Genomic DNA, 14,003 nt, shown 5'->3' with positions numbered 1-14,003 from the left:
CGTCGCCCGGCGAATCAATGGCGGCGGATTTCAAACTGACCTTTCTTGGCACCGGAACCTCGGTGGGCGTGCCGGTGATCGGTTGTCCGTGCCGGGTTTGTCACTCGGAGGATCCCCGTGACAAGCGCACCCGTTCCTCCGTCCACGTCCGCTGCGGGGACATTTCCGTGCTGGTCGACTCCGGACCCGACCTCCGTGCCCAGGCGCTCCGCGAGGGCCTGACCAAGGTGGATGCCGTGATCTACACCCACGCCCACGTCGATCACGTGGTCGGCTTCGACGAATTGCGCGCCTTCTGCTGGCACCGCGAGTCCCCGCTCCCCCTCCACGCCACCCCTGAAACCATGGGCGTGCTCAAGCGCATGTTCGGCTGGGCCTTTTCCACCGAGAACGTTTTCCGTGGCTATATCAAACCGGACCCTCAACTGATCGACGGCCCCTTCTCCGTGGGCGACCTGCGCATCACCCCCCTGCCGGTCCAGCACGCGAACGCCGATACCGTCGGCTTCCTCTTCGAGCCCCCCGAAGGCCCCAAGGTGGCATATATTCCCGATGTGAAACATGTGCCACCGGCCACCATGAATCTGTTAGAGGGCGCGGACATCCTGATCATCGACGCCCTCCGGGAACAGCCCCACCCCACCCACCTCTCCACCGAGGAAGCCCTCGCCATCATCACCGAATGCGGTGTTCCACGGGCCTGGCTCACTCACCTGAGCCACGAAAACCCCCACTCCGAGCTCGAAGCGATCCTCCCCTCTGGCGTGCTGGTCGCCCATGACGGCCTGAAGATCCGCGCCTGAAGCCCCGGCTTGCCTGATCGCGCGAGGCGGGCATGCTCTCCGGGTGATTCGCCAGATCGGTCTTTTGATGTGTCTTATCCCGGCCTTGCAGGCAGCTCCTGCGGTGCCGGTTCCGGAGAGCGTCGCGGTCCTCTACAACTCCTCATCGTCGGAATCGAAAGCCATCGCCACCTACTACGCGGAGGCGCGGAAGATCCCCGAGGAGAACTTGGTCGGGCTCCCGATGCCCGAAAAAGAGGAAGTCAGCCGCGAGGAGTTTAATACCAGAATTCTCGAACCGCTGAAAGCCGAGTATGACAAGCGCGGCTGGTGGAAGCGCCAAGAGCACGAAGGGAAACTGATCCCGATAAGCAAGAAGATCCGGGTCATCGCCTGCATCTACGGCGTGCCCAGCCGTGTCGCGGCCCAGCCTAACGATCCGAAGATGGTGCCGGGCGGCGCGCCCCCCCTCAACACCACCGAAGCCGCCGTGGACTCCGAGCTTGCCTTGATCGGCAACGAGGATCTGCCGCTCCCGAACGCGCTCATCAACAGGTATTTCAAGCAGGACCTCTCGGTCTTCGACACGAACATGTCCACCACCTTGGTGGGACGTATTGATGGACCCTCGCGCGCGATTTGCGAACGCATGATCCGCGATGCGGTCGAAGTGGAGAAGACCGGGCTCTGGGGCATGGCGGTGATCGATATCGCAAAGAAATACACCAACACCGAATTGGGAGATCCGTGGCTGGAGTCCATTGCCCGTGCTAACCGCGAGACAGGCATCCCGACACTCGTCGATCGCTTTCAAGATACGCTGCCGACCAACTTCCCGCTGCGCGATGTCGTCTCCTATTATGGCTGGTACGATTGGAATGTCAGCGGCCCTTTCCTCAATCCCACCTTCCGGTTCAAGAAAGGAGCCGTCGCGGTGCACCTTCACTCCTTCAGCGCGGCACAGCTGCGGGATCCCGGCAAGAACTGGTGCGCACCCCTGCTCGCACGCGGTGCCGCCGCCACTCTCGGTAACGTGCATGAGCCGTATCTGGAGATGACCCATCACTTCGACATCTTCCAGGCGCGCCTGAAGGCGGGCTATACCTTGGTGGAGGCGGCTTATATGGCGGTGCCGGTGATGTCTTGGCAGAATGTAGTTCTCGGCGATCCTCTCTACCGCCCCTACCTCCACATCGACGGTACCGGCGACAAGGCTGAAGCCGACCGCGAGTATCGCGCCATCCGACTGGCCACGATGCGCTGGCAGAACGATCCGCGCCAGCTCGATGCCATGCTGCGGGAGGGTGCGGACCGGCTGAAGAGCGGCGTGATCATGGAGAGCCTCGGGCTCATGAAGACGGAGCAACGGATGACGGCGGAAGCGGCCGTGGATTTCCAGCGCGCCAAGGTCTACTACACCGCCGCTCCCGACCGCCTGCGGATGGACCTCCACATCGCCGCGATCGACCGCGCGGGCGGGCGGAATGATTCCGCCATCAGCATCCTGCGCGGAGCGAGGACTCTCTACGCGAATCTGCCTGAAGCCGTCGCGGCCCAAGCTTGGCTGAATGTCATCGATCCACCCTCCCCGCCGCCGGCACAGCCGAAGAAGTGATGGATTACCGCGGACTGCTCGATAGCGTGCACGGGGCATCCGCGCTTGCGGAGCCGGGACGTGCTCCTCTTCCGCCGGAGTTGGAATTACAGGCGCTTTGGTTTGCGGGGGCATTCGGGCGCGACTTCGTGGACGGCGCCGGGAAGGCGGTGCGAATCGTTCAATTCGGCGAGTGGAACCGCTCGGCCGGACCGGACTTCCTTCACACCTCCGTGGAGATCGCTGGAGAACTCGGGCAGGGAGCAATCGAGCTGGACCAGCGGGCCAGCGACTGGGAGGGACACGGGCATGGGGCCGACCCCGCATTCGGCAGCACGGTGCTCCATGTCGTTTTTCAATCGGGTGGTACAGAGAGCTTCACCCGCACGCATGAGCACCGCGAGGTGCCGCGGGTAACGATCACGGCGGCGCAGTTGGAAGAGGCGCTGATGCGACCGCAGCGCGAGACGGCGATCGCGCGGCCGGGGCGCTGCGTCCATCCGCTGGCGGCGATGTCGCCGGTGGCGGTTTCAGCGCTGATCCTCGAAGCCGCGACGCACCGGGCGAGGCTGAAGGCGGCGCGCTTCCTACGCACGGCGGATGTGCACGGTCCGGATGCGGCGCTGTATCATGCGGTGGCGGAGACGCTCGGCTACCGGGCGAACACGCTGCCGATGCGCTTGCTGGCGCAACGGATGCCGCTGAGCGCGGTGCGAGAGGCGGGTGTCGATGCGGAGGCACTGCTTTTCGGGGCAGCTGGATTCCTGGCTCCGGATTTGCATGAGAAGGCCCCGGCTGACACCCGCGAGCATTTGCGAACTTTGTGGGACACCTGGTGGAAAGCCCGGGGCCGCTGGGAATCCTCCCACAAGCTGCCATGGAAAGCCGCGGGCCAACGGCCGGCAAACCATCCTCACCGCCGGGTTGCCGCACTCGCTGCTCTAGCAAAGAACTGGTCGAAGTTCCGCAAGCTGGCCTTCTCGCAACCTCTCGATGTGAAGGGTCTCGGCGACTTCCTTGCCAAGCTGGCGGATCCATTCTGGACCCATCGCCACACGCTCTCCTCCACGAACTCGGCGCGGCCGGTCGCGCTCTTTGGCGGCGACAAGCTCACCGAGTTGCTCGCCAATCACCTGTTCCCGCTCGCGCTGCACGAGGGCCAAGCCTTCGCCGACTACCTGAAGGTTCCCGCAGGGGCCCGCAATGAGAAGGTCAAGCGCTGTGCGATCCGGCTCTTCGGCAGCGAGGAGGCTGCCGCGCCCTGGCTGAAGAAGGCCGCACATCATCAAGCGCTGCTCCAGATCTATGCGGACTTCTGCCTGGAGGATTCCAGCGATTGCGCCGACTGCCCCTTCCCGGAACAGTTGATGCAATGGAGGCCGAAAGCGGACGGTTGATCTAACAGGATGGAGTCCGGTCCGCTCACCGCCGACCCGCAATCGACTCCAACTCGCCGGCGGCGCGCGCCTGCAAGGGGCTGTCTGGAAACTCCTCGACCCAAGTCCTTGCCGCGGGGAGATCCCTCCGGGCCCACAGGCCGACGACGATCATCACGGCTTCGTCCTGCGCCGGACCGGGAGGCATTTTTTCCAAGGCGAGCTTCGCAGCCGCCACAGGATCGGTCTGACTGAGAACATAGGTGACGCGAAGCATGAGCTTATCGCGGGATTCATCCGCCGGCTCTTTAAGAAGCCACGCGAGTGCGGAGGCGGCATCGGCCGCGGCCCATTGCTGGACGAGCCGTTCTTCCAGCGCGCCGGACTGCCTGTCCAAGCCGACACTACGGGCCCTTTCAATTGCCCCCTGTGGATCGCGCGCCGCGATGCCGAAGCACACTTCAGCCAGAGCTTGGTCGCGCTCGCCTCCGTTTCTTTCAGGCCACTCGAGGGCAGTTGCCCAAGCCGCCGGCGGGTCCTGCTCCGCCTGCTCGCGCAGTTCGATCAAGAGTCGGGCTTCCCTTTGAAAGGACGATTCATCCTGCGACCCTTCATGCGCCGTGGCCCTCCGAGATGAAGTCTCCGGAGATAGAGAGTGGCGATTCGTTCTAGACGACGCACTGGCGGTTGCGATCTCCGGTGACGGAGGCTCGGAGCGTTGCAAGGCAGCGAGGGCTACGAACAGGCAAAGAAAGAAACAGCCGAGAATGAACTTGTTCATGAGAGCCGTGCGATGGGGTGGCATCGCCCGTGAAGACGATGCCACAAACTGGCGTCGTTCCAGCCGCCGATGCAGAGCTCGATGCGAGTGACTCCGGACGGCATGGCCTTGCACTGGTTGAACAAGGGGCCCCAATCGGAAGGACCTACCCAGTTCCCGTTGCTGCACAAGGTTCCGTCGTAGGTGAAGTCGCCATTGGTGGCGACCCGCATGTTGAAGATGATCAGCGTGTTGAATCCCGAGGACCGGATACCATTGATCTGGGAGGTGGTGAGAGCGGCGCGGGTAGCCATGTTCCCATTGAGGAATAGCGCCGCCCGGGAAGCCAATGCTGTTGCAGGTTGGAGTGCTACCAACGCCGCCCCGACAAGCAGGGGGCGGGAGAGGCGCCTGAGGAATCCGGGGGCAGCGGACCGGAGGGAGCGTGACCAGGAGACAAGGATTGAATCTTGAGTCTTCATCTTGGATTTGTGGGTTTCGCAGTCTTGGGACTGCATCTCCGGCTTCTGGTAACTGAAGTCAGGGGGGTAAACGAAAATGGAGCTTGCCCGAGGCGATCTCTACGAACGGGTAGGTGAAATTTGTTAGGCCGTGGAATACCTGATATGTGGGGTAGACTTTCCCGGCCGTATCACCTGCAGCCGCAGCCCAAGCATCCCTTGCCAGAAAGTCGCAGTTTTGGGATGCTTCCAGCCGTCGGCACCGCCGCTGATAAGTCTTCCCGCCGATGCATTCCTTCCTCGCCCTTAACTCGCTGCCGAAGATCGGACCGATCCGGATCCGGCGCTTGCTGGATCATTTCGGCGATGCCGAGGCGGTACTGGCGGCGCGCAAGGATGCACTCTTGAGGGTTGATGGGATCAACGAGGAACAGGCCAGCATCGTCAGCCGCTGGCAGGACTTCGTGGACCCGGCGAAGGAGCTGGCGGAAGTGCAGCAGCGCGGCTTTTCGATTCTAACAGCGGATGACGAGGCCTTCCCCGAGGCGCTGCGCGAGGCCTACGATTCGCCGCTGCTCTTGTATGTCTGGGGTAAGCTGGATGCACGGGATCGCCACGCCATCGGTATCGTCGGCACCCGGCGCTGCACGATGTACGGGATGAATGCCACCAAGCTGATCTCCTTCCAGCTCGCGCATGCGGGATTCACCATCGTGTCCGGATTGGCGCGCGGGGTGGATACGGTGGCGCACGAAGCGGCGCTGGCAGCGAAGGGCAGGACGATCGCGGTACTGGGCTCCGGGCTCGCGAAGGTATGGCCCACCGAGAACCTGGCGCTGGCGGAGAAGATCGCGAGCGGGAACGGAGCCGTGGTCTCGGAGTTCCCGCTCCACACCACGCCGGACAAACAGACCTTCCCGCAGCGGAACCGGATCGTGGCAGCTTGGTCGCAGGCGCTGGTGGTCACGGAGTGCGCGCGCAAGTCCGGCTCTCTCATCACCGCGAATCTTGCCGGAGACTACGGACGTCCGGTCTATGCCGTGCCGGGGCCGATCGACCAAGAGAGTTCCGCGGGCTGCAACCAGCTCATCCGCGAGGGAGCCACGCTGATCACCAGCGGTGGGGATATCCTGGAAGATCTCTCGGAGTTGCCACTGGCAATGGGAGACCAGCCCGAGCTGCCGCTGATGCCGAAGGTGGCGATGCCAGATCTGCCTCGCGACGAGGCCATCGTCTTCGCGGCACTAGGCGAGGGTGAGGCGGGGGTCGATCGTCTGATCGAGAATACCGGGCTACCGGCTCCGGTGGTGGCGACCACGCTGATGAAGCTGGAGATGCGCAAGCTGGTGCGGGCGCTCCCGGGTTTCCGTTATGTGAAACGGTGAAACTTCGGTGAAGGGATGGAATCGTCTCGCGGGGTGGAGGTGAGGATCCTATGGATACAAACGATGAGTTCTATCCCTCTCTGTGCGACTGCCATGATCGTGGCGTTCGTCGGCATACCGGCGGGTATCATGAGGCTGTTGGCCCTGCTCGTCGCCTGCGTTATCGGGACCTCATGGCTCGTCGGCACACCTACCTTCTTTAGCCTTCCCGGGCCGCTGGCATTCTTCCTCTGCCTGTTTACAAGCGTGTTGGCCTATCTCCTCACGGTCGCCGTCGAGTATGTGCTAGCCAAGTATCGCGAGGCGGTCCCATTGGGAACCTTGATACAGGGGATCATGGTCGAGGTGCTGGTACAGACCGGGGGAACTATCGGGGTTAGCATGGTTCTCGGCGGACTATTCAGCGATTCGGCCCGGCCTCTCCTCGCGGTCTTCGGCCCGATCATCTGCATCTCAACGATTGTATTCGCGTTCACGAACAGCCGCCGGATCAAGGAATGGCGGGCGGCGTGGAACGGCGACTACCGTGAGATACCGCCGCCCTTGGAGGATACCCTGTGAACACGACTCCCCTGCCGCGATTGCTCCGCGCATTCTCGATTCTGTGCATCGGGTTCCCCGGCGCGATTCTCTGGATCTACGGTGCTCTCGTGACGGTCGTAACGATTTCCTCTCTTTCGTACGAGCACTCTTCGCGCCGCCTCTGGTTTATGATGGCAGGGGCGGCAGCGGGGATCATCGCGGTCACCGTCGCCTACCTCATGGTGATCGGGAACCGGATCCTCGCGAACGATCCACGGGAGCGACTCGGTGGAAGACGCTTGGCGGAACGGTTACTGTGGAATCTGTCGATCCAGTTCAGTGCCATCTTCTCATGCGGCTTCTTCTTCAGACTTGTCGGAGAGATCGCGGGGAATGACTGGACCGGGGCCGTGGTCTGTCTGGTTCTGCACTTCGGTTTCTTCTTCGTTTGGCTCCGTTGCGGGAACCATTGGACGAAGCTGAACCGGGAGTGGCTACGGGAGATGGACGAGGAGATCGCCCGGGCGGAGCTGGCGGCGGCTGACATGGCGGGTGGAGAGAGGGCAACGGCGATTGTTCGGGCGGACTAAGGTCCGGGCTCCCGGGGAGCGTGATTCCCAATTTGTGCCAAAGCTGCGGGCCGCTGGGAAAACGCTCCCCCTGCCGGAGTAGGGAGACTTAGATCCTCACATCCGCTTTCCTTGAGAAAGGTTGCTTCACCTCTTGCCGTTTTCTCCGCTTCCATGAAACCCCATGCCATCCTGCTGCCGGCCGGTCTGTTAGCCGCCACCTTCACGCTTGCGAAGACGCCGACCGGCAAGCCATGGGCGAAGCAGGTGGTGACGCCTGAATTCCTGAGCGAAGGGATCGCCGCGGCGGACATCGATGGCGACGGGAAGAAGGACCTCGTGGCAGGAGCCTTCTGGTTCAAAGGCCCGGATTTCACGGAGCGCAAGCAGTACCGCCCGGGGGCCGCAACGACCATCGAGGCCTACATGGAAGACTCCTTCCTAGCTTGGGCGGGCGACATCACGGGCGACGGCAAAAATGACATTCTGATGGCCCGCCATCCCGGCCGCGGGATCGATCTCTACGTGAACCCGGGCAAGGCGGACGGCGAGTGGGCCGCGCACCGGGTGATGGCGCAGGCAGCGACGGAGAGCCCGATCTGGGTGGACCTGGATGGCGACGGGAAGAACGAGATCGTCTGCATGGAGGATGGCAAGTTCGGCTACGGCAAGGTCGATTGGTCGAACCCGACGAAGCCATGGACCTTCGTGGCGGTCTCGAAGGAGAAGCGCAGCGATTCCCCGTATGTCCATGGACTCGGCGCAGGTGATCTGAGCGGCGACGGCAAGCCGGACATCGTGGAGAAGCAGGGCTGGTATGAGCAACCGGCGAAGGCGGGCGAGGAGTGGGTCTGGCACAAGGAAGAATTCGCCGGACCGGGTGGGGCGCAGATGCTCGTGTACGACTTCGATGGCGATCGCGACAATGACATGGTCACGAGCATCGATGGCCACGGTTACGGGCTGGCATGGTTCGAGAACAAGAAGGTGAGCGGCAAGGTGACTTTCATCCGCCACGAGATCTTGCCGACCGATCCGGCGAAGACCGGCCCCAACGGCCTTCAGTTCAGCCAACTCCACGCGCTCGACATGGGAGACTTCGACAAGGACGGCCGGATGGACTTCATCACCGGCAAGCGCTTCTGGGCCCACATGGCGAACGACCCGGGCGCGAAGGATCCGGCGCTTGCCGTGGTCTTCTTCAATCGCAAGGACGGATCCGGTGTGAAGTGGGAACCTCAGGTGCTCGATAGCGATTCAGGCGTGGGCTGCCAGGTGCTGGCGGACGACCTGGATGGCGACGGGATGCTGGAATTCGTAGCGGGGAGCAAGAAGGGCGTGCATGTGATCCGGCGGTGAGGCCGGCGGCCTGAGCTCAGGGCTCCCGGGCTCGGGGTGAAAATATTTGTTCGGTTTGTGCGGCGGGTGACGAATAGTGGTTGAGAAGACCATGAAGATGATGCCGAGGAGCACCGGGGAGCACGCCGAACTGCTGGAGCTGTTCCTAGCGACCCGTGATCAGCGAGCCTTCGCCGAGCTGGCGGGTGCTCATCTGGGTCTGGTCTATGCAGCGGCGCTTCGGATCACGCGGGCTGCGGATCTGGCGCAGGAGGTTTCGCAGACGGTGCTGATCAAGCTCGCCTCGTTGCAGCGTACCCCCGGGGTCTCCCTCCAGATCTGGCTACACCGGATCACACGCTCCGCGGCGATCGACCTGGTCCGAGCGGAGGAACGGCGGCGACGGCGGGAATCCGTGGCGGCGACGCTGGCGGAGGCACCGACCGACGCGCCTGATGCGGATAGTCTCTGGGTCAAGATTTCGCCGCTGATCGATGAAGTGATCGCGCAACTGCCCGCGCGCGACCGCGAGCTGATCCTCTCCCGTTTCTTCAGCGATTGCTCCCACGGCAGCATGGCCCGGACCCTGGGGATGACGGAGGACGCGGTGCGCATGCGCCTGAAGCGGGCGATGAACAAGATGCGCGTGCTGCTGGAGCGGCGCGGCATCACGACCTCCGCCGCGCTGCTCGCACTCTGCTTGCCTGCCCGTGCGAGCTCCCCTCTCCCGCTTGGAGTGCTGGCGCACGTATCCCAGGTGAGCGTGCCGCCGCCCGGACCGTGGCTGGTGGCGCTCCGTTCCTTTTTCACGCTACGGTTGGCAAGTCCGGCTCCGGCGATGGCACTGGTGGCCTGCATGCTGATCGGGCTGACGGGCCTGCAAAATTCTCCGACCGCGGCGGAGGCAAGCACGCTGCAAATGCTGCCCGCCCCGCCGGAGCAAGCGGCTGAGCCGGAGCGTGAGACGGCGAGCAGTTCCACGCTTCCGCTGAAGGGCTTCGAGCCCTCTCCTGCCGAGGATATCGAGATGTGGTATCCGGCCCCGCAACTGGAAGTAGCACTCCGGCTCGCCGAGCCGGACCCTGCGAGCTTGCTCGTCTAATCCCACCGGTCTGCTCCCGCAAGGAGAGCGGCAGCGTCTTTTCTGTTAGATCCGCGGTTCCGTGTCCGGGAACCCGCTTGCTTGAGCCTTGTCGATCCGAACCAAAGGTATGACTCCACGCACCCGTATCCTCGCCCTGTTCTGCGTCGCACTCGCATGTCCTTCCGCTGCTGCTCCCACGGATCAGGCGGATCCCGACGAGGTGGGCAAGTGGATGGCAATCGCGCTGCAGAACGGGCACTTCTCGCGCCTGCCCTTCTCGAAGCTGAGCCCGCGTTTCCTTGATAGCTATCTGAAGTCGCTCGATCCCGGTAAGGTCTACTTCACGCGCGAAGACATCGGCCGCTTCGAGCGCGACTATGGCGACACGCTGGATGATCTATTGATGAAAGGCGACTGCATGCGTGCTGCGGAGGAGATCTCGCGAACCTTCGTCGCGAGGGTGGATGCACGCATCGCCGAAGCCGAGCGTTTGCTGGCCGAGCCTGACTTCGACTTCAGCTTGCAGGAGATCATCCCCGCGAGCCGGAAAGATGCGGCATGGCCGAAGGATGAGGCGGAGGCCATGACGATCTGGCAACAGGAGGTGAAGGAATCGCTGCTGGCGGAGATCCTGCGGCGCGAGCAGCCCGCCGCCCAAAGCGAAACGGATAGCCCTGAAGCCAAGCTTGCCGCGCGCTATCGGCGGCTCCGGGCGGACGTGGTGGCGGATAGCAGTCCGGACAAGATGGCGGCCGGATTCCTGCGTGCGATCGCCCGGTCCTTCGATCCGCACACGCAGTACATGAGTGAACGGGATATGGAGCTCTTCAACGAGGAGATGCGCAACGAGCTCAATGGGATCGGCGTCTCGATCCAAGCGGACCCCGGCGGCCCCACGGTGATCCGCGGAATTTTCCCGAAAGGTCCGGCGGATCTCCTTGGCGGGCTGCATGCGGGCGACCGGGTGATGGAGATCGATCCGGACTCCGAGGGGCCACGCGAGCCGGTGGAGATCCTCTTCATGAGCAGTGCCCGGGTGTCCGAGCTGATCCGCGGGAAGGCGGGCACGCCGGTGAGCCTGAAGGTGGCTGGCGCGGATGGCGGGGGCATGACGGAGGTGTCTCTGCTGCGCGGACAGGTTCCGGTGGAAGAGAGCTTGGCCAGCGCGCAACTCATCCGCGTGAAGGATGCGGGAGGCGAGCGCAGGCTGGGCTACATCCTGCTGCCCGGCTTCTACCGCGACTTCGAGAAGGAGCAGACCTCCTGCTCGCGCGATGTGGAAGAGCTGATCCTGCGGCTGAAGCAGGAAAGAATCGATGGCCTGCTGATTGACCTGCGTGGCAATGGCGGCGGCTCCTTGGCCGAGGCACAGCGGATGACGGGCTTGTTCACCGGCAAGGCGCCGGTGACCCAGGTGAAGGACGGCTTCGGCAAGACGATCATCCTGGATTCGACTTTCCCTGAGCCGCTCTTCGATGGACCGCTGGTGGTGCTGACCGATCGCGGCAGCGCCTCCGCCAGCGAGATCTTCGCCGGGGCGCTGCAGGACGACAACCGGGCGGTGATCGTGGGGAAGGCCGCGACCTTCGGGAAGGGCACGGTGCAGACGATCAAGGATCTCGGGGAGAGCCTGCCCTTCTTTTCGCCGCGCAAGGGGGCCGGGGCGCTGCGGCTGACGGTGCAGAAGTTCTACCGGCCTTCCGGGCTTTCGACGCAAAATCGCGGGGTGATTCCGGACATCGTGCTGCCCGGCTTGGCCGATGGCCATGAGATGGGCGAGGGCGATCTGGACCATGCGCTGGGGCAGGACCGGATCGCGCCGGCGCATGGCTTCCGGCCGCTGGAGCGGGCGGGACTATTCCTGCCGGAGATCACCGGGAAGAGCGCCGCACGGGTGGCCGCGGATCAGGACTTCGCCTACCTGCGGGAGGATGCCGCCCGGATGAAGCAGCGGCTGGCGGCGAACCAAGTGAGCATGAATCTGGACGAGCGGCGGAAGGAGATGGCGCAGGAGAGCGCCACGGCCCGGCAGCGGGAGGAGGAGCGGCGGGGGCGCTTCGGGCGCATGGCGGAGGAAGACGGCGCGAAGCTCGCGATCCATCGGCTCACTCTGGCGGATCTGAAGAGCGGGGCCGGACTCCAGGTGGGTGCGATCGCTGCGCGTGAGAAGCGACCGGGCCCGGCTTGGCCGAGCGGGCTGGACCCGTGGAAACGCGAGGCAATGGCAGTGCTGGGCGACTTGGTCGAGGCGACGCAGCGGGAGATCTGATCAGGCTTCCTTTTCTTTCTTCGTACGCTTGCCCGGCTTGGACTGGATGGCGACGAAGACCGAGAGGGCACCTTCCTTGGCAGCTTCCTCAATGGCCTTCTCAAGATCGCCGGAGTGCTTCGGTTCGGGGGCGGAGTCCCCCTTCCCCACCTGACAATCGAAGTCCCAGAAGTCCACGCCTTCGGGCAAGGGCTTGCGGCGCTCCCGTTTCAAATACTTCCGGAGCTCGTGTTTGATCGCATCGAGCTGCCGCTCGACGGGACGATCCGGTTGCACCAAGGGAAAGGTCTTCTTCACAGGGGCGGCTTGTGCCCGTGACGCGGGGGCTTGTCCACTCCTTCCGGGTTTTTAACCGGTGCCGCTTGAGGTCCAGCCAGCCGAGAGCTTGTTCACAAGTTGTTGACCGTTGTTCACAAGCGACTTGTTCACAGCTTATCGCATGATTGTTCACAGGGATTCGCGGGGAGTTGTTCACAAGCTACGCACAATTCCGGACCGGGGTCTGTGGGCTTGAAGATTGCCGAAATCCGAATAGTAGCGGGGCCTTGAATTCTAAGATGCCCTTCCCGCTTTTGATCGCCCGCTGCTTGGTCGCGGCGGGTCTCGTTCACTCTGCCGCTGCAGAGGTGATCGTGAACGCCCCGATGACGATCACGCGCAGGGTGCAGATCCAGCCGATCCAAGTTTTCAAAACCGACGGGACAGCGGCGACGATTCTGGGTGATACGGCACAGTCCACCTACATCAAGGAGCAGATCAACCGGATCTGGGCGCAGGCGGGGGTGCGGATCGATTGGCTACCCTTCACGCAGTATGTGAACAACTTCGCTTTCAGCGATCCGGCAAACAACTACAGCTCGAGCCCTCGTCCGACCGCCCATCTCGGGACGATCAACAGCGGCGCCGGGGCCCCGCCGAAGAGTTCGAACGCGTTGGTGATCAACATGTTCTTCATCGAGATCGTTCCGGGCTTCCAGCAGACGAGCGACAACACCGCGAACGGTCTGGCCTACATTGATGGTAACGGCATTACCATGCACGTGGGCGCCAATCTGGCGGCATTCGAGGGCGGGCGGGATGTGATTGCCCGCGTGATCGCGCATGAGATCGGCCATAATCTCGGTTTGGACCACACGCAGCAGAACGGCCAGCCGAACCTGATGAGTTCCGGGGGAACGACCTCCCAACTGACCACGGCGCAGCGCACCACGGTTTTTACGAACGACAACGGCACCGATGGCTACGACTTCCTACAGACGCTGCCGGCTGCCACGAACTACGAGCAGTGGGCCACGACCAACGGCATCGACAACGGGCCGGATGGAGACGACGACGTGGACGGGATCGACAACGTGATCGAATTCATGCTGGGGCTGAATCCGAATGCGCCGAGCGTACTGCCAGCTCCGGCGGCAGCGGCGAACGGGCTGACCTGGACCCTGACGAAGAACGCGCAGGCAGTGGCGGACGGACTGGTCTATCAGATCCAAACCGGCAGCAACCTGACGACTTGGCTGGCGGCAGGCGCGGCAAACAGCGGGAGCACGGTGGTGACGAATAATGCCAGCACGCTCTCGGTGCGGCTGAACTCCGGCGGTGGGCGGCGTTTCATGCGCCTGAAGGTGGATTCCAGCCCGGTTTCGGGCGGGGCAGGGAGCTTCATTCCGGCAGGGGAATCAGAGGGTGGGGCAGCGGTAATCGCGGAGCCGATCGACTGGATGACGCTGAGCCCGCCGTGAGGCTATTCCCATTTGAGGATCAGGGGGCGGCGGAGTTGCTCACATTTTATCCACAGCTTGTCCCCACGGCAGGGCTCTCCGTGGTTCCCCGCCTTGACCCCCGCGAAAATCCGCGCACCCTGCA

General features: G+C 63.5%; 13 protein-coding genes. 10 read left to right on the top strand and 3 right to left on the bottom strand.

Features of this window, described 5'->3' with window-relative positions:
• The first annotated feature begins 17 nt into the window (after positions 1-17).
• Genes OJ996_RS08475 through OJ996_RS08465 form a run of 3 tightly spaced genes read left to right on the top strand, consistent with a single transcriptional unit; the run spans position 18 to position 3,773 of the window.
• A complete protein-coding gene (locus tag OJ996_RS08475; protein ID WP_264513113.1) occupies positions 18-803 on the top strand; it encodes an MBL fold metallo-hydrolase in 786 nt (261 codons plus the stop codon).
• A gap of 43 nt (positions 804-846) precedes the next feature.
• Complete coding sequence (locus tag OJ996_RS08470; protein ID WP_264513112.1) at positions 847-2,397, top strand: TIGR03790 family protein; 1,551 nt, start codon at positions 847-849, stop codon at positions 2,395-2,397.
• The gene (locus OJ996_RS08465) at positions 2,397-3,773 is read left to right on the top strand and encodes a DUF2851 family protein (RefSeq protein WP_264513111.1); all 1,377 of its coding nucleotides are present in this window, start codon (positions 2,397-2,399) and stop codon (positions 3,771-3,773) included. Before OJ996_RS08470 ends, OJ996_RS08465 begins: the two co-directional genes overlap by 1 nt.
• Positions 3,774-3,798: 25 nt before the next feature.
• Here the strand turns inward: OJ996_RS08465 and OJ996_RS08460 are convergent, their stop codons facing one another.
• The gene (locus OJ996_RS08460) at positions 3,799-4,320 is read right to left on the bottom strand and encodes a hypothetical protein (RefSeq protein WP_264513110.1); all 522 of its coding nucleotides are present in this window, start codon (positions 4,318-4,320) and stop codon (positions 3,799-3,801) included.
• A 209-nt stretch (positions 4,321-4,529) separates the two neighbouring features.
• A complete protein-coding gene (locus OJ996_RS08455; RefSeq protein WP_264513109.1) occupies positions 4,530-4,826 on the bottom strand; it encodes a hypothetical protein in 297 nt (98 codons plus the stop codon).
• A 434-nt stretch (positions 4,827-5,260) separates the two neighbouring features.
• Between OJ996_RS08455 and dprA the strand changes: the two genes are divergently transcribed.
• The 6 genes from dprA (at position 5,261) to OJ996_RS08425 (ending at position 12,140) form a co-directional block, all read left to right on the top strand.
• Positions 5,261-6,358, top strand: coding sequence for a DNA-processing protein DprA (gene dprA, locus OJ996_RS08450; protein ID WP_264513108.1), 1,098 nt, complete (start codon positions 5,261-5,263; stop codon positions 6,356-6,358).
• 63 nt (positions 6,359-6,421) lie between these two features.
• Complete coding sequence (locus OJ996_RS08445; protein ID WP_264513107.1) at positions 6,422-6,919, top strand: hypothetical protein; 498 nt, start codon at positions 6,422-6,424, stop codon at positions 6,917-6,919.
• On the top strand, positions 6,916-7,470 hold the full coding sequence (locus OJ996_RS08440) for a hypothetical protein (RefSeq protein ID WP_264513106.1): 555 nt from the start codon (positions 6,916-6,918) through the stop codon (positions 7,468-7,470). The genes OJ996_RS08445 and OJ996_RS08440 overlap by 4 nt, the downstream gene beginning before the upstream one ends.
• A 153-nt stretch (positions 7,471-7,623) precedes the next feature.
• Entirely contained in the window at positions 7,624-8,808 is a 1,185-nt protein-coding gene (locus OJ996_RS08435; RefSeq protein ID WP_264513105.1) for an FG-GAP repeat domain-containing protein, read from the top strand.
• Positions 8,809-8,908: 100 nt separating this feature from the next.
• Entirely contained in the window at positions 8,909-9,889 is a 981-nt protein-coding gene (locus OJ996_RS08430) for an RNA polymerase sigma factor (protein WP_264513104.1), read from the top strand.
• A 109-nt stretch (positions 9,890-9,998) separates the two neighbouring features.
• A complete protein-coding gene (locus OJ996_RS08425; protein WP_264513103.1) occupies positions 9,999-12,140 on the top strand; it encodes a carboxy terminal-processing peptidase in 2,142 nt (713 codons plus the stop codon).
• Here the strand turns inward: OJ996_RS08425 and OJ996_RS08420 are convergent, their stop codons facing one another.
• Positions 12,141-12,437: a DUF6172 family protein gene (locus OJ996_RS08420; protein ID WP_264513102.1), complete on the bottom strand. Its 297-nt coding sequence runs from the start codon at positions 12,435-12,437 to the stop codon at positions 12,141-12,143. It abuts the gene before it with no gap.
• Positions 12,438-12,697: 260 nt separating this feature from the next.
• On the opposite strand from OJ996_RS08420, the gene OJ996_RS08415 reads away from it, so the two are divergent.
• On the top strand, positions 12,698-13,879 hold the full coding sequence (locus OJ996_RS08415; RefSeq protein WP_264513101.1) for a zinc-dependent metalloprotease family protein: 1,182 nt from the start codon (positions 12,698-12,700) through the stop codon (positions 13,877-13,879).
• Positions 13,880-14,003: the final 124 nt, after the last annotated feature.

Origin of the sequence: Luteolibacter rhizosphaerae (assembly GCF_025950095.1) — a bacterium.
In the GTDB taxonomy this organism is placed as follows: Bacteria; Verrucomicrobiota; Verrucomicrobiia; order Verrucomicrobiales; family Akkermansiaceae; genus Haloferula; species Haloferula rhizosphaerae.
This window is presented reverse-complemented; position numbering and strand designations above follow the sequence as displayed.